The following is a 14,193-nucleotide window of genomic DNA, read 5'->3' on the forward strand; positions in this document are numbered from 1 at the left end:
CCGCCGCCGCGTCGACGGTGATTTCCGCGGCCAGCCCCGGCGCGCCGTCGGGTTGCTGCTCGCCGCGCACCAGCATCGCGGCGCCGCGGACGTTGAGCTCGGCGACGGTGGTCGCGACGGTGTTGCGGGGGCTGCCGTGCGGCTGGTCGCGGTAGACGGACACCGCCGTCGGCGCGAAGACCGCGACGGTGCGCTGCCCCGGGGTCACCGGGCCCGGAGCGGCCGCGTGCCAGCGCTCGCCGGTCGAGGTGTGTAGCGCGCCGTCGTCGCCGAGGGTGCCCTGCACCAGGTTGACGCCGGCGATGCGCGCGCCGAACGGACTGCGCGGGGCGCTCAGGACGTCGGCGACCGGGCCGATCTCGGCGATGGACCCGGACTCGAGGATCAACACCCGGTCGGCCAGCGTCAACACGTCGAGGAGGTCGTGGGTGACGAGGATGACCGCGCAGCCGGTGTGGGCGACGACGCGGCGCAGCACCGCCCGGATTCCCGCCGCGGCGGCCACGTCGAGCCCGGCCAGCGGTTCGTCGAGCAGCAGCACGTCCGGTTCGGCGGCCAGCGCGCGCGCGATCGCCACCCGCTGGGCCTGACCGCCCGAGAGCTGCCGCGGCCGGCGACCGGCGAACTGCTCGGCGTCGACCTCTTTCAACCAGCGCAGCGACGCCTGAGACGAGGCGCGGGCGCGACGGAACCAACCGCGCCGGCTGCGCGGGCCGAACGCCACGTTGGCCGCCACGCTCAGGTGCGGGAACAGCAGCGGGTCCTGCAGCAGCAGGCCCACCCGGCGGTCATGGGTCGCCACGTGGACGCCGGCGTTGGTGTCGGTCAACACCCGATCCCCCAGCCGCACCAGCCCACGGTCAGGCCGGATCAACCCCGCGACGACGTGCAGGGCCGTCGACTTGCCCGCGCCGTTGGGGCCCAGCACCGCGAGCACCTCGCCGGCCGACACCGAGAACGCGGCGTCCAGGCGGTCGGCGACGACCGCGCGCACCTGTAGGCCGCTCACCGGGTCTCGGTTCCCGTCAGCCGCGCGGCGCCCAGGCCCAACACCACCACCGCCGCGACCGCTATCAGCAGCACCGACAGCGCGACGGCGGCGTCGGCGTCGCTCACCCGCTGCACGTAGATCTCCAGCGGCAGCGTGCGGGTCACGCCCTGCCGGGAGCCCGCGAACGTCAACGTGGCACCGAACTCGCCGAGCGAGCGGGCGAACGCCAGCACCGCCCCCGACACCAGGCCCGGCAGCAGCAGCGGCAGCGTCACCCGCCACCACACCGCGCTGGGGCGTGCGCCCAGCGTGGCCGCCACGATCTCGAAGTCGCCGCCCGCGGTGCGCGCGGCGCCCTCCAGGGAGATCACCAGGAATGGCAGCGAAACGAAGGTCTGGGCCAGCACGACGGCGGTGGTGCTGAACGCGATGTGCAGCCCGGCCGCCTCCAGGTACCGGCCGAGCAGGCCGAACCGCCCGAAGGCGTAGAGCAGCGCGATCCCACCGACCACCGGGGGCAGGACCAGCGGCAGCAGGATCAACGGTCGCAGGAACCGTGCGGTCGGTCCCGCTCCGCGGGCCAGGACCAGGGCCATGGGCACGCCCAGCAGCACGCACAGCGCGGTGCTCGCCGCGGCGGTCTTCAGGCTCAGCAGCAGCGCCGTCCTCGACGACGAGCTGGTGATCAGCGACCAAAAGTTCGGCCAGTCGACCTTGACCGCGATCGCCAACAGCGGCAGCAGCACGAACAGCGTCCCCGCCACCGCGGGTAGGTACACCCAGCGCGGCAGCGGCGTGCGACGGCTCATGCCAGGCCGTCAGGGCTTGGCGAATCCGGCCTGGGCCAACACCCGCTGGCCGTCGGCGGACGTCACGAGGGCCACGAATTTCTGCGCCAACGCCGGCAGCGGCGCCCCCTTGAGGACCGCGATCGGATAGACGTTCGCCGCGCCGGCCGCCTCCGGAAACGGCACCGTGGTGACCTTGTTCCCCGCGCCCGTCGCGTCGGTGACGTAGACGAGCGCGGCGTCGGCCTGCCCGCTGGTGACCTTGTTGAGGACGTCGGTCACGCTGAGCTCCTCGCTGACCGGGTGCAGGTGGGTGCCGGTGCTGTCCTCGATGCGCTGCGTCGCCGAGCCGCACGGCACGGGCTGTTGGCAGACCACGACACTCAGCCCGGGCTTCGCGAGGTCGGCGAACGACCCGATGTTCTTCGGGTTGCCGGGCGCGGTGACGATCACCAGCGTGTTGGACGCGAAGTTGATGGCGTTGCCGGCCAGCAGGCCGGCCTTGGCGACGGTGTCCATCTGCGCGGTGTCCGCGGAGGCGAAGACGTCGGCCGTAGCGCCCTGGCGCAGCTGGGTCGCCAGTTCCGAGGAGCCGGCGAAGTCGAAGTCGACGCCGCTGCCCGGGTTGGCCGTCGTGAACTGGTGGCCGAGGGCGGTGAAGGTGGCCTTGAGCGAGGCCGCGGCGAAGACCACCACCTTGCCCGACGCCGGCGGCGACTGGGCGGGTCGCGCGGCGGGTGACCGCGAACCGCACCCCACCAGGCTCGTCACGAGCAGCGCCGACAAGACACCCGCCGCGATCCCGATCCGAGGCATGGCTGGACCCTATCGCCCGCGGCGACCGGCCCGCTCGCCGACGGGATCGCCGCGGGCCGGTCGCGGACGTCCGCGGGCCAGGACGGGAGGAAATCGTTACCGAAATGGCCCGCGCGTCGCAGCCCGAGGAAATTTCCCCGCCTAGCTACTGTCCAGTAACATCGACCGGGATCGTTGCCATTGCGCGCGGGGCAGGCCGGCGTTGCGGGGATGGGTTCGGCGCGGAACACGAGGAGGTCATGGCAGTGGAGGTGCTGGTTACCGGTGGTGACACCGAGTTGGGCCGCACGGTAGCCGAGGGCTTCCGCAACGACGGCCACAGCGTGACTCTGGTGGGCGCGGGCAAGAGCGACCTGGAGATCGCCGCCAAAGAGCTCGAGGCCGAGGCGATCGTCTGCGACACGACCGACGCGGCCAGCCTCGCGGAGGCGCGGCCGCAGTTCCCGCATCACCTCGACACCATCGTGCACGTGCCCGCCCCGACGTTCGACGCCGGCGACCCCCGCACCCACTCGATCGCCGACACGGCGGCGGCGTGGCGCCAGGCGCTGGACGCGACGGTGCTGTCCGCCGTCCTGACGGTGCAGAACGTCGGCGACCACCTGCGCTCCGGCGGCTCCATCATCAGCGTGGTGGCCGAGAACCCGGCGCCGGGCAGCGCGGACTCCGCCGCCAAGGCGGCCCTGTCGAGCTGGGTTGCCGGGCAGGCCACCATCTTTGGCACTCGCGGCATCACCGTCAACGCGGTGGCGAGCGGTCGCAGCGCCGAGGCCGGCTACGACGGCCTCTCGCGGACCAGCCCGCCGGTCGCGTCGGAGGTGGCGCGCTTGGCGCTGTTCCTGACCACGTCGGCGGCCCGCCACATCACCGGGCAGACGCTGCACGTGAGCCACGGCGCGCTGGCGCGTTTCGCTTAGAGCGTTTCTCGCGCCCTTCTTCGCCCGCCGGAGGATCGCTACGGTAACTACCGTGGCTATTCGACTCGGTTTGCAGATTCCCAACTTCTCCTACGGCACTGGGGTCGAGGAACTCTTCCCCACCGTCATCGCCCAGGCCCGTGAGGCCGAATCGGCTGGATTTGATTCGGTTTTCGTGATGGACCACTTCTACCAACTGCCCATGCTGGGCTCGCCCGATCAGCCGATGCTGGAGGCCTACACCGCGCTCGGCGCGCTGGCCACCGCCACCGAACGCGTGCAGCTGGGCACGCTGGTCACCGGCAACACCTACCGCAATCCCACCCTGCTGGCCAAGGTCATCACGACGCTCGACGTGGTGAGCCAAGGGCGGGCCATCCTGGGTATCGGCACCGGTTGGTTCGAGCTCGAACACGACCAATTGGGTTACGAATTCGGCACTTTCACCGACCGGTTCAACCGCCTCGACGAGGCCCTGCAGATCATCTTGCCCATGCTTGAGGGTGAGCGGCCCACCTTCTCCGGCACCTGGTATCACACCACCGAGGCGGTCGCCAATCCCCGCTTCCGCGACCACATTCCGTTGATGATCGGCGGCAGCGGTGAGAAGAAGACGATCCCGCTGGCCGTCCGCCACTTCGACCACCTCAACGTGATCGCCGGGTTCGACGAGCTGCCGCGCAAGGTGCAGGTGATCCGCGAACAGTGCGAGAAGATCGGGCGCGACCCGACCACGCTGGAGACCAGCGTCCTGGTCACGGTGCTGCTCGACGAGAACGCGCAAGCCGACCAGGTTCCGGCGGAGATGACGCAGCGCATGGCGGTCGGCAACGCCGACTCGGTCGCCGATCAACTCAAGACCAAGGTGATTGACGCCGGCATCGACAGCCTGATCATCAACATGCCGTTCTACACACCGGGTGCCGTCGACGCCGCCGGCCAGGCGCTGCGCCCGCTGGTCGGCCTGTAGCCCCCGACGTGGGCGGCATGACGAAAATCACCCTGCCCGAACAGGTGTGATGCAGCGGGTGTGGTTGATTACACACGCTTACCAGCTAGGTATCGGGGTACTCGCGTGACTAGCGTGGTTTGTAACTGCAGTCGCGCGTCCAAAAGCCCCCGTCAGGAGCAGCGGAAACATGAGCCCCCATCCAGAAGAAACAGCTGGACCGGAGCGTCGCCACCAGGTCGTCATCATCGGATCGGGATTCGGTGGTCTCAACGCGGCGAAGAAACTCAAGCACGCCAACGTCGACATCAAGCTGATCGCCCGCACGACCCATCACCTGTTCCAGCCGCTGCTCTACCAAGTGGCCACCGGGATCATCTCCGAGGGCGAGATCGCCCCCGCCACCCGGGTGGTGCTGCGGCACCAGCGCAACGTCCAGGTGCTGCTGGGCAACGTGACGCACATCGACCTGACGCGACGGGCGGTGGTCTCCGAGCTGCTGGGCCACACCTACGAAACCCCTTACGACAGCTTGATTGTCGCCGCGGGCGCCGGGCAGTCCTACTTTGGCAACGACCAGTTCGCCGAGTTCGCCCCCGGCATGAAGTCGATCGACGACGCGCTGGAGCTGCGCGGCCGGATCCTGAGCGCCTTCGAGCAGGCGGAGCGGTCTAGCGACCCGGAGCGACGGGCCAAGCTGCTGACGTTCACCGTCATCGGCGCCGGCCCCACCGGCGTCGAAATGGCCGGGCAGATAGCCGAATTGGCCACCTATACGCTGAAGGGCTCGTTCCGCGGCATCGACTCCACCAAGGCCCGGGTGATCCTGCTCGACGCCGCCCCCGCCGTGCTGCCACCGTTCGGTGACAAGCTGGGTCAGCGCGCGCGGGCGCGGTTGGAGAAGCTCGGCGTCGAGATTCAGCTGGGCGCCATGGTCACCGATGTGGACCGTAACGGCTTGACGGTCAAGGACCCCGACGGCAAGCTGCGCCGCATCGAATCGGCCTGCAAGGTGTGGTCGGCCGGCGTGCAGGCCAGCGGTCTGGGCCGGGACCTGGCCGAGCAGTCCGCCGTCGAGTTGGACCGGGCCGGCCGCGTCAAGGTGCTGCCCGACCTGTCGATTCCCGGTCACCCGAACGTGTTCGTCATCGGCGACATGGCCGCCGTCGAGGGCGTTCCCGGTGTGGCGCAGGGTGCGATCCAGGGCGCCAAGTACGTCGCCGGCATGATCAAAGCCGAGGTGGGCGGGGCGGACCCGGGCCAGCGCGAGCCGTTCCAGTACTTCGACAAGGGGTCGATGGCCACGGTGTCGCGGTTCTCCGCGGTGGCCAAGATCGGGCCGCTGGAGTTCAGCGGGTTCATCGCCTGGTTGATGTGGCTGGTGCTGCACCTGGTCTACCTCGTCGGTTTCAAGACGAAGATCAGCACGCTGCTGTCGTGGACCGTGACGTTCCTGAGCACCCGCCGCGGGCAGCTGACGATCACCGAGCAGCAGGCGTTCGCGCGAACCCGGATCGAGCAGCTCGCCGAGCTAGCGGCCGAGGCCCGCGGTTCCACGGGAACCGAACGCGTCGCCAGTTAAGGGGCCCCATCGGGGGCCAGTCAGCCCGCCAGGCGCTCGGCCTGCCACGTGCTGAGCAGCCCACCGCCGGCGAGGCACAGCGTGGTGGCCCCGTCGAGCAGCGGCGACGCGTCGAAAGCGGTTGCGGGGTAACGAAACTCGCTGATCGTGGCGCGCGGAGCCCCGAGGGCGTCGTCGGCCAGGGATCCGGGCCCCAGCTCCAGCCGGTGCCGCAGCACCGGGCGCCGAGCGCAGTCGGCGGTCATCGATCCCGACCAAAACCCTTGGCGCTCACCGCATCTTCCGATCTGCACCCGCTCGCGAAACCGCAGCCGGGCCTGGTCACCCAACGACACGGTGGCGCAGGACAAGTGCCGCGCGTCCGCGGCCACCACGGTCGGTTCCAGGTCGATATCGAGGCTGCCGGCGTTCTCGATCGCCCACAGCATTCGCGACGTCGGGGTGTCGGGGCCGGGCAGCGCGACCGTGGCCGCGGCGCTGCGCAGCGCCAGGCCGGCGCCCGGTTCGACGATCACGCGGATGTCGATGGTGTCGCCGCCCAGCGGCGTGGCGGCCGCCGACACCAGGTGCACCGTGTCCAAACCGGTGTAGCGGGCGGCGACGCCGCCGGTGCAACGGATGCGGGGCAGCCGATCGCGCGACGCGACCACCTCCACTCGCGACCGCATCACCCGGCCGCCCGAAGTTGGGCGCGCACCCAGCTCAACACCTCGCTGGCGGCCGGGTCTTCGGCCAGCGACTGCAGCACCGTCGGGCGTCCATCGCGCACCGCGGCGGCGTCGTCGGCCATCACCCGCAGGTCGGCACCGACCAGCGGCGCCAGGTCGGTCTTGTTGACCACCAACAGATCCGAGAACGTCACGCCCGGGCCGCCCTTGCGCGGCACCTTGTCGCCGCCGGCCACATCGATGACGAAGATCTGCGCGTCCACCAGGCCCGACGAGAACGTCGCGGTGAGGTTGTCGCCGCCGGATTCGACCAAGATCAGGTCGAGCTGGTCGTGCGCGGCGATGAGATCGTCGATCGCGTCCAGGTTCGCGGTGATGTCGTCGCGGATGGCGGTGTGCGGGCAGCCGCCGGTCTGCACGGCGGTGATCCGGTCGTCCGGGAGCACCGCGTGGCGGCGCAGGAAGTCGGCGTCCTCGGTGGTGTAGATGTCGTTGGTCAGCACCGCGACGGACAGCTCGTCGCGCAATTGCCGGCACAGCGCGGCGACCAGCGCCGTCTTCCCCGAGCCGACCGGGCCGCCGACCCCGATGCGCAGCGGCTCACCGGGCTGCCGGACCCGCCTGGGTCGGTCGGCATGGGTGTGCGGGTGGCTGTGGGTGTGCGGCAATTGCGTTGTCATCGTGAACCTTTCAGGAGACGAACAAGGGCCGCTCGCGTTCCGCATGGCGCTGCGCCAGCGTATCGAGCAACGGGTCGGACAGGTCGGCCAGACCGAGCGTCGCCTCGGCGGCGGTGCGCTCGCACAGATCGGCGAGCCTGAAGGTCAGGGCCGCCACGTCGGCCGGGTCCAGCGCCAGCAGCCGTTGGGCGGCGGTCGCCGACCCGGTCATCGTGGTGTAGACGACGGCCAGGGCGCCCTGGTGCGGCGCCAGGCCGCTGACCGCGCCGACGCGCCCCGCCGCGACGGCGAGGTGCGGGTGCGGGCCGAGGGCCTGCCACGGCTCCTGCGCCCACACCCGCCGCGCCAGCCGGGCCAACCCGCGGCCCTGGCTGCGCGACGCGTGCCGCGCGGCGGGCGCCGGTGTGCGGGCGTCGGTCTCGCGGTCGGCGTCGCCCACCGACAACTCGCCGCGGTGCACCGCGGCCGCGATCGACGCGGTCACCAGGCCGTGACTGCCAATCCTGCGGCGCAGGAAGGCGTCCAGCGTCGGCAGGTCCGTGACCAGCCCGCCGGTGACGGCCTCCTCGACGCCGCCGGAGTGCACGTGCCCCCCGGCGGGCAGCCGCGAGTCGGCCAGGGTAAGCAGCGTCGCCAGGGCGGTCATGCGTCCTCAGAACAGGAAATAACGTTGCGCCATGGGCAGTTCCGACGCCGGCTGCTCCTGCCACACCTCGCCGTCGACCCGCACGGTGAACGTGTCCGGGTCCACCTGGATGTCGGGCAGCGCGTCGTTGAGCGGCAGCGCCGCCTTGCCGAGCCCGCTGGTGTCGCGCACCGGCGCCAGGCGACGGTTGACGGCGAGCCGTTCGGCCAGCCCGGCCTCGATCGCGTGCGGGGCGACAAAGTGCACCGAGGTGGCCGCCGCCGCTGCCGGCGCCGCACCGAACATCGGCCGCGGCAGAACCGGCTGCGGGGTGGGGATGGAGGCGTTGGCGTCACCCATCGCGGCCCAGGCGATCATGCCGCCCTTGAGCACCGCGTGCGGCCGGACCCCGAAGAACGCCGGTTCCCACAGCACCAGGTCGGCCAGCTTGCCCACCTCCACCGAGCCGATCTCGCCGTCCAGGCCATGCGAGATCGCCGGGCAGATGGTGTATTTCGCGACGTAACGGCGCACCCGGGCGTTGTCTGCGGCGCCGTCGCCGGGCAGTGCGCCCCGGCGGCGTTTCATGACGTGCGCGGTCTGCCAGGTGCGCAACACCACCTCGCCGATCCGACCCATCGCCTGCGAGTCGCTGCCGATCATCGAGATGGCGCCGATGTCGTGCAATAGATCCTCGGCCGCCATGGTCGAGGGCCGGATCCGGCTCTCGGCGAAGGCCAGATCCTCGGGCACCCTGGGGTTGAGGTGGTGGCAGACCATCAGCATGTCCAGGTGCTCGTCGAGGGTGTTGACGGTGTGCGGACGCGTCGGATTCGTCGAACTGGGCAACACGTTGGGCTGGCCCGCGACCCTGATGATGTCGGGGGCGTGCCCGCCACCGGCCCCCTCGGTGTGGTAGGTGTGAATCGACCGGCCCGCGATCGCTGCCAGCGTGTCCTCGACGAAGCCGGTCTCGTTGAGCGTGTCGGTGTGCAGCGCCACCTGCACCCCGGCGGCGGCCGCCACGGTGAGGCACGCGTCGATGGCCGCCGGGGTCGATCCCCAGTCCTCGTGCAGCTTGAAACCCGAGGCGCCGCCGCGTAATTGCTCCCACAGCGCCTCACCGTTGACGGTGTTGCCCTTGCCTAGCAGCGCGAAGTTCACCGGCCATCCGTCGAGCGCTTCCAGCATCCGGGCGAGGTGCCACGCGCCCGGGGTGACCGTGGTGGCCTTGCTGCCCTCGGCGGGTCCGGTGCCGCCGCCGATGATCGTGGTGATCCCGGCGCCGAGCGCCTCGTGCATGAGCTGCGGGCAGATCAGGTGCACGTGACAGTCGACGGCGCCGGCGGTCAGGATCCGGCCGTTGCCACCGATCACCTCGGTGGACGGGCCCACCACCAGGTCCGGGTGCACGCCGTCCATGGTGTCCGGGTTACCGGCTTTGCCGATGGCCACGATGCGGCCATCGCGAATACCGATGTCGGCCTTGATGATTCCCCAGTGGTCGACGATCACCGCGCCGGTGATCACGGTGTCGGGCGCGCCGTCGGCCCGCGAGGCCCGGCCCTGGCCCATCGACTCGCGCAGCACCTTGCCGCCGCCGAACACCGCCTCGTCACCGGCCAATCCCGGGCCGCCGCTGCGGTCTTCGGTGATCTCGATCAGCAAGTCGGTGTCCGCCAACCGGATCCGGTCCCCGGTGGTAGGCCCGAACAGCGCCGCGTAGCGCGCCCGCGACAGCTGGGTCATCGGGCGTCGAGCCGTCCGGGCGGAGCCAGGCTCAGGCCATGCACCTCGCGGCGGCCGCGCAGCGGTACCAGGCGCACCCGCAGGGACACACCGGGTTCGAAGCGCACGGCGGTGGCCGCCGGGACGTCGAGGCGGTACCCATGGGCGGCCGCGCGGTCGAAGGACAGCGCCGCGTTTGCCTGCGGGAGGTGCACGTGGCTACCGACCTGCACCGGCCGGTCACCGGTGTTGAGGACGTCGACCTCGATGCGCTCGGCGCCCGCATTGATCTCGACATCGCCGCGGCCGTAGAGGATTTCGCCGGGAATCATGCGATCGGGTGGTGCACGGTGACCAACTTGGTGCCGTCCGGGAACGTCGCCTCCACCTGCACGTCGTCGAGCATCTCCGGCACCCCGTCCATGACGTCGTCGCGGCCGAGCACATCGCAGCCGCTGGCCATCAGCTCGGCGACGCTGCGCCCGTCGCGCGCGCCTTCGAGGATGTGATCGGTGATGAGGGCCACCGCTTCCGGGTGGTTGAGCCGGAGCCCGCGGGCCCGGCGGCGGCGAGCCAGCTCGGCGGCGTAGGACAGCAGCAACCGCTCCTGCTCGTGCGGCGTCAGGCGCATATCCCGAAATCCTGCCATGCCGGGGCGTGCGGCGCTGTGACGGCCGCCCTCTGTGCTCAGCCCCTGGGCTCGAGGTTTTGCAGGCGCACCTGGCCCCGGGCGATCACCCGGTCGTCGCTGTCGGTGATGGTCACCGACCACAGCTGCTGGCGGCGCCCGCGATGGATGGGCTCGGCCGCACCGAACACCTTCCCGGAGCCGATGGACCGCAGGAAATCGGTGTTGTTGTTGACGCCCACCACGTCGCCGCCGCCGTGTTCGGCGAGCCAGAGGTGCGCGGCGACGCTGGCCAGGCTCTCCACCATCGAGCAATAAACGCCACCGTGCACCAAACCCATCGGCTGCAGCAGCTTGGGTGACACCTCGAGTTCGGCGCGCACGCCGTCGGGACCGAGTTCGGTGTAGCGCAGCCCGATCTCGTCGTCGAACGGCGCGCTGAAATCCGGGGGGATGCTGGATTGCGGGGGCACTGACACGTTCCTGTGTCTACACCATCGGGCGGCGCCGACGGCCCCGGGCATCGGCGAAAAGGCCTGTCAGCCCCCGAGAAACGGCTGAGCCCCGTGCCACGAAGGCACGGGGCTCGCCGATCGAGTGGACCGGGGGTCTCAGCAGCCCTCTGGACACTCACGCGGTCCGTATCGCTCGACCCGTTCAATATAGGCAAGGCTGCCCTAACTTTGCAAGCGTATTGTTCACATTGCTTACTCGCGGCTTGCTCGCGCCGTTCTCGTCGGCGCCGAGCGGTCGGCCGGCGGCGTCGTTGGCCGATTTTCGGTACGACCGTCGGTAGTAAGCCGGAGTACGCTGGTTCCGACGCTCAGGAGATGAACGAACTATGGCCAAACTGACTCGGCTGGGAGACCTCGAACGGGCCGTGATGGACCACCTGTGGTCCGCGGCGGAGCCGCAGACCGTCCGCCAGGTCCACGAGGCGTTGGCGGCGCAGCGCGAGCTCGCGTACACGACGGTCATGACGGTCCTGCAGCGCTTGGCCAAGAAGAACCTCGTGTCGCAGATCCGCGACGACCGCGCGCACCGCTACGCGGCGGTGCACGGGCGCGACGAATTGGTGGCCGGCCTGATGGTCGACGCCCTGGCCCAGGCCGAGGACTCCGGCAGCCGGCAGGCCGCGCTGGTGCACTTCGTCGAACGGGTCGGCGCCGACGAGGCGGCGGCCCTGCGCCGCGCGCTCTCTGAGTTGGAGGCCAATCAGCGCAAGAACACCCCGTCTGCTGGCGCGGCGCCGGAGGGCTGAGGGAGAATGACGGTGTGTCCGCGCTGGCCTTCACCATTCTTGCGGGGCTGCTAGCCGGCCCGGCGCCGGCGGTGTTGGCACGCAGCCGGTGGCCGATGCGGGCACCGCGGGCCGCTCTCGTCCTGTGGCAGGCCATCGCGCTGGCCGCGGTCCTCTCCGCGTTCAGCGCCGGCATCGCGATCGCCACCCGCCTGCTGATGCCCGGACCCGACGGCCGCCCCACCGCCAGCGTCGTCGGCGCCGCCGGCCGGCTCGGCTGGCCGCTGTGGGCGGCCTACATCACCGTGTTCGCGCTAACCGTGGTGGTCGGCGCCCGGCTCATGGTCGCCATCGTGCGCGTCGCCATCGCCAACCGGCGCCGCCGGGCGCACCACCGCATGGTGGTCGACCTCGTCGGGGTGGACCACGGCACGGCGCGGCAACCGTGCGCCAAGACCCGCGCCCTGCGGGTGCTGGATGTCGCGCAGCCGCTGGCCTACTGCCTGCCCGGGGTGCGCAGCCGCGTCGTGGTCAGCGAGGGCGCGTTGAGCACCCTGGCCGACGCCGAGGTCGACGCCATCCTCACCCACGAGCGGGCCCACCTGCGGGCGCGCCACGACCTGGTGCTCGAGGCGTTCACCGCCGTGCACGCCGCCTTCCCCCGGCTGGTGCGCAGCGCCAACGCGCTGGGCGCGGTGCAGTTGCTGGTCGAGCTGCTCGCCGACGACGCCGCGGTGCGCGCCGCTGGTCGCGCTCCCCTGGCCCGGGCGCTCGTCGCCTGCGCGACGGGGCGCGCGCCGTCGGGCGCGCTGGCCGTCGGCGGCCCGAGCACCGTGCTGCGCGTCCGGCGGCTGTCGGGACAGGGCAACAGCCTGCCGCTCGCGGCGGCCGCCTACGTGGCCGCGGTGGCGGTTTTCGTGGTGCCCACCATCGCCCTGGCCGTGCCGTGGCTCACCGAGCTGCGGCGGCTGTTCAACCTGTAGGCCAGCGGCGGACAAACACTTTGGCGGACCACCGCCGCCCTGTGTCAGAGTGTGTCGGCAAGCTTGTCGCAGCACTCCCCGCCGACCGAGAGGCGAAGACATGAGTTCGTCCGATGCACAACCTGGTTCCACGACCGGCACCGCGCAGATCGGCGTCACCGGCCTGGCCGTGATGGGCTCGAACCTCGCCCGCAACTTCGCCCGGCACGGGTACACCGTTGCGCTGCACAACCGCTCGGTCGCCAAGACCGACGCGCTGCTCAAAGAGCACGGCGACGACGGCAACTTCGTCCGCTCCGAGACCATCGAGGAATTCCTGGACGCGCTGGAGAAGCCGCGCCGGGTGATCATCATGGTCAAGGCCGGTGACCCCACCGACGCCGTCATCAACGAGCTCGCCGACGCCATGGAAGACGGTGACATCATCATCGACGGCGGCAACGCGCTCTACACCGACACCATCCGCCGCGAGAAGGCGATCCGCGAGCGCGGCCTGCACTTCGTCGGCGCCGGCATCTCCGGTGGCGAGGAGGGGGCGCTGAACGGGCCGTCGATCATGCCCGGCGGACCCGCCGAGTCCTACAAGTCGCTGGGCCCGCTGCTCGAGGAGATCTCCGCCCACGTCGACGGCGTGCCGTGCTGCACCCACATCGGCCCGGACGGGGCCGGGCACTTCGTCAAGATGGTGCACAACGGCATCGAGTACTCCGACATGCAGCTGATCGGCGAGGCCTACCAGCTGCTGCGCGACGGCCTGGGCAAGACCGCGCCCGAGATCGCCGACGTGTTCGCCGAATGGAACAACGGCGACCTGGACAGCTTCCTGATCGAGATCACCGCGCAGGTGCTGCGCCAGACCGACGCGAAGACCGGCAAGCCGCTCGTCGACGTCATCCTCGACGAGGCCGAGCAGAAGGGCACCGGCCGCTGGACCGTGAAGTCGGCGCTCGACCTCGGGGTGCCGGTGACCGGCATCGCCGAGGCGGTGTTCGCCCGCGCACTGTCCGGCTCGGTGGCCCAGCGCAAGGCGACCACCGGCCTGGCTTCGGGCAAGCTCGGCGAAAAGCCCAGCGACGCAGCGCAATTCATTGACGACGTGAGCAAGGCGCTGTACGCGTCGAAGATCATCGCCTACGCCCAGGGCTTCAACCAGATCCAGGCCGGCAGCGCCGAATACGACTGGGGCATCACCCCGGGCGACATGGCCACCATCTGGCGGGGCGGCTGCATCATCAGGGCCAAGTTCCTCAATCGGATCAAGGAGGCGTTCGACGAGAACCCCGACCTGCCGAGTTTGATCGTGGCGCCCTATTTCCGCAGCGCTATCGAGGACTCCATCGACAGCTGGCGCCGCGTCGTCGTCACGGCCACCGAGCTGGGCATCCCGATCCCGGGATTCTCCTCGGCGCTGTCCTACTACGACGCGCTGCGCACCGAGCGGCTGCCGGCGGCGCTGACGCAGGGCCTGCGCGACTTCTTCGGCGCGCACACCTACGGCCGCATCGACGCCGAGCCCGACAAGCGTTTCCACACGCTGTGGAGCGGCGACCGCAGCGAAGTGCCCGCCTAGCGGGTAGCACGACAGGACGCAACGGGGA

Annotated in this window: 16 protein-coding genes; 6 read left to right on the top strand and 10 right to left on the bottom strand. The window is 70.8% G+C overall.

Annotated features, from left to right (window positions below; genetic code table 11):
• The 3 genes from A5700_RS13690 to modA form a co-directional block, all read right to left on the bottom strand.
• A partial coding sequence (locus A5700_RS13690) for a sulfate/molybdate ABC transporter ATP-binding protein (protein WP_068204798.1) occupies window positions 1-1,009 on the bottom strand: 1,009 nt, incomplete at its 3' end.
• Entirely contained in the window at window positions 1,006-1,800 is a 795-nt protein-coding gene (locus A5700_RS13695; protein WP_068075170.1) for an ABC transporter permease, read from the bottom strand. The genes A5700_RS13690 and A5700_RS13695, both read right to left, overlap by 4 nt.
• A gap of 9 nt (window positions 1,801-1,809) precedes the next feature.
• Entirely contained in the window at window positions 1,810-2,595 is a 786-nt protein-coding gene (modA, locus tag A5700_RS13700) for a molybdate ABC transporter substrate-binding protein (protein ID WP_068075167.1), read from the bottom strand.
• Between the two features lie 239 nt (window positions 2,596-2,834).
• Here modA and A5700_RS13705 point away from each other — a divergent pair, with 239 nt between their 5' ends.
• From A5700_RS13705 to A5700_RS13715, 3 genes are all read left to right on the top strand, one after another.
• Window positions 2,835-3,512 (top strand): SDR family oxidoreductase, encoded by a 678-nt coding sequence (locus tag A5700_RS13705; protein ID WP_068075164.1) that lies wholly within the window; start codon window positions 2,835-2,837, stop codon window positions 3,510-3,512.
• Between the two features lie 52 nt (window positions 3,513-3,564).
• Window positions 3,565-4,482, top strand: a complete 918-nt coding sequence (locus A5700_RS13710) for an LLM class F420-dependent oxidoreductase (RefSeq protein WP_068075162.1) — start codon at window positions 3,565-3,567, stop codon at window positions 4,480-4,482.
• Window positions 4,483-4,651: 169 nt separating this feature from the next.
• Window positions 4,652-6,043, top strand: coding sequence for an NAD(P)/FAD-dependent oxidoreductase (locus A5700_RS13715; RefSeq protein WP_068075159.1), 1,392 nt, complete (start codon window positions 4,652-4,654; stop codon window positions 6,041-6,043).
• 20 nt (window positions 6,044-6,063) lie between these two features.
• On the opposite strand, the gene A5700_RS13720 is transcribed toward A5700_RS13715, so the two are convergent.
• From A5700_RS13720 to A5700_RS13750, 7 genes are read right to left on the bottom strand one after another with little or no spacing between them, the layout of a single operon-like run.
• Complete coding sequence (locus A5700_RS13720; protein ID WP_068075180.1) at window positions 6,064-6,711, bottom strand: urease accessory protein UreD; 648 nt, start codon at window positions 6,709-6,711, stop codon at window positions 6,064-6,066.
• Entirely contained in the window at window positions 6,711-7,391 is a 681-nt protein-coding gene (ureG, locus tag A5700_RS13725; RefSeq protein WP_068075156.1) for an urease accessory protein UreG, read from the bottom strand. Before ureG ends, A5700_RS13720 begins: the two co-directional genes overlap by 1 nt.
• A gap of 10 nt (window positions 7,392-7,401) precedes the next feature.
• Window positions 7,402-8,037: an urease accessory protein UreF gene (locus A5700_RS13730; protein WP_068075152.1), complete on the bottom strand. Its 636-nt coding sequence runs from the start codon at window positions 8,035-8,037 to the stop codon at window positions 7,402-7,404.
• Between the two features lie 6 nt (window positions 8,038-8,043).
• Window positions 8,044-9,765, bottom strand: coding sequence for an urease subunit alpha (locus A5700_RS13735; protein WP_068075148.1), 1,722 nt, complete (start codon window positions 9,763-9,765; stop codon window positions 8,044-8,046).
• The gene (locus A5700_RS13740; protein ID WP_068075145.1) at window positions 9,762-10,076 is read right to left on the bottom strand and encodes an urease subunit beta; all 315 of its coding nucleotides are present in this window, start codon (window positions 10,074-10,076) and stop codon (window positions 9,762-9,764) included. Before A5700_RS13740 ends, A5700_RS13735 begins: the two co-directional genes overlap by 4 nt.
• On the bottom strand, window positions 10,073-10,375 hold the full coding sequence (locus A5700_RS13745) for an urease subunit gamma (RefSeq protein ID WP_068075142.1): 303 nt from the start codon (window positions 10,373-10,375) through the stop codon (window positions 10,073-10,075). The genes A5700_RS13740 and A5700_RS13745 overlap by 4 nt, the downstream gene beginning before the upstream one ends.
• 56 nt (window positions 10,376-10,431) lie before the next feature.
• Window positions 10,432-10,851 (bottom strand): PaaI family thioesterase, encoded by a 420-nt coding sequence (locus tag A5700_RS13750; RefSeq protein WP_231973932.1) that lies wholly within the window; start codon window positions 10,849-10,851, stop codon window positions 10,432-10,434.
• Window positions 10,852-11,213: 362 nt separating this feature from the next.
• On the opposite strand from A5700_RS13750, the gene A5700_RS13755 reads away from it, so the two are divergent.
• The 3 genes from A5700_RS13755 (at window position 11,214) to gndA (ending at window position 14,165) form a co-directional block, all read left to right on the top strand.
• The gene (locus A5700_RS13755) at window positions 11,214-11,633 is read left to right on the top strand and encodes a BlaI/MecI/CopY family transcriptional regulator (RefSeq protein ID WP_068075137.1); all 420 of its coding nucleotides are present in this window, start codon (window positions 11,214-11,216) and stop codon (window positions 11,631-11,633) included.
• Window positions 11,634-11,647: 14 nt separating this feature from the next.
• Entirely contained in the window at window positions 11,648-12,595 is a 948-nt protein-coding gene (locus tag A5700_RS13760; protein WP_068075134.1) for a M56 family metallopeptidase, read from the top strand.
• A 100-nt stretch (window positions 12,596-12,695) separates the two neighbouring features.
• Complete coding sequence (gndA, locus tag A5700_RS13765) at window positions 12,696-14,165, top strand: NADP-dependent phosphogluconate dehydrogenase (protein ID WP_068075131.1); 1,470 nt, start codon at window positions 12,696-12,698, stop codon at window positions 14,163-14,165.
• The last annotated feature ends 28 nt before the right edge of the window (window positions 14,166-14,193 follow it).

Source organism: Mycobacterium sp. E1214, from assembly GCF_001666755.1.
GTDB lineage: Bacteria > Actinomycetota > Actinomycetes > Mycobacteriales > Mycobacteriaceae > Mycobacterium.

Excerpts from the sequence above, each read along its gene's own strand:
- A5700_RS13695 (WP_068075170.1), bottom strand. The coding sequence starts at position 1,800 with ATGAGCCGTCGCACGCCGCTGCCGCGCTGGGTGTACCTACCCGCGGTG.
- A5700_RS13735 (WP_068075148.1), bottom strand. The coding sequence starts at position 9,765 with ATGACCCAGCTGTCGCGGGCGCGCTACGCGGCGCTGTTCGGGCCTACC.
- A5700_RS13720 (WP_068075180.1), bottom strand. The coding sequence starts at position 6,711 with ATGCGGTCGCGAGTGGAGGTGGTCGCGTCGCGCGATCGGCTGCCCCGC.
- A5700_RS13740 (WP_068075145.1), bottom strand. The coding sequence starts at position 10,076 with ATGATTCCCGGCGAAATCCTCTACGGCCGCGGCGATGTCGAGATCAAT.
- ureG (WP_068075156.1), bottom strand. The coding sequence starts at position 7,391 with ATGACAACGCAATTGCCGCACACCCACAGCCACCCGCACACCCATGCC.
- A5700_RS13745 (WP_068075142.1), bottom strand. The coding sequence starts at position 10,375 with ATGCGCCTGACGCCGCACGAGCAGGAGCGGTTGCTGCTGTCCTACGCC.
- A5700_RS13715 (WP_068075159.1), top strand. The coding sequence starts at position 4,652 with ATGAGCCCCCATCCAGAAGAAACAGCTGGACCGGAGCGTCGCCACCAG.
- modA (WP_068075167.1), bottom strand. The coding sequence starts at position 2,595 with ATGCCTCGGATCGGGATCGCGGCGGGTGTCTTGTCGGCGCTGCTCGTG.
- A5700_RS13755 (WP_068075137.1), top strand. The coding sequence starts at position 11,214 with ATGGCCAAACTGACTCGGCTGGGAGACCTCGAACGGGCCGTGATGGAC.
- A5700_RS13705 (WP_068075164.1), top strand. The coding sequence starts at position 2,835 with ATGGCAGTGGAGGTGCTGGTTACCGGTGGTGACACCGAGTTGGGCCGC.
- gndA (WP_068075131.1), top strand. The coding sequence starts at position 12,696 with ATGAGTTCGTCCGATGCACAACCTGGTTCCACGACCGGCACCGCGCAG.
- A5700_RS13730 (WP_068075152.1), bottom strand. The coding sequence starts at position 8,037 with ATGACCGCCCTGGCGACGCTGCTTACCCTGGCCGACTCGCGGCTGCCC.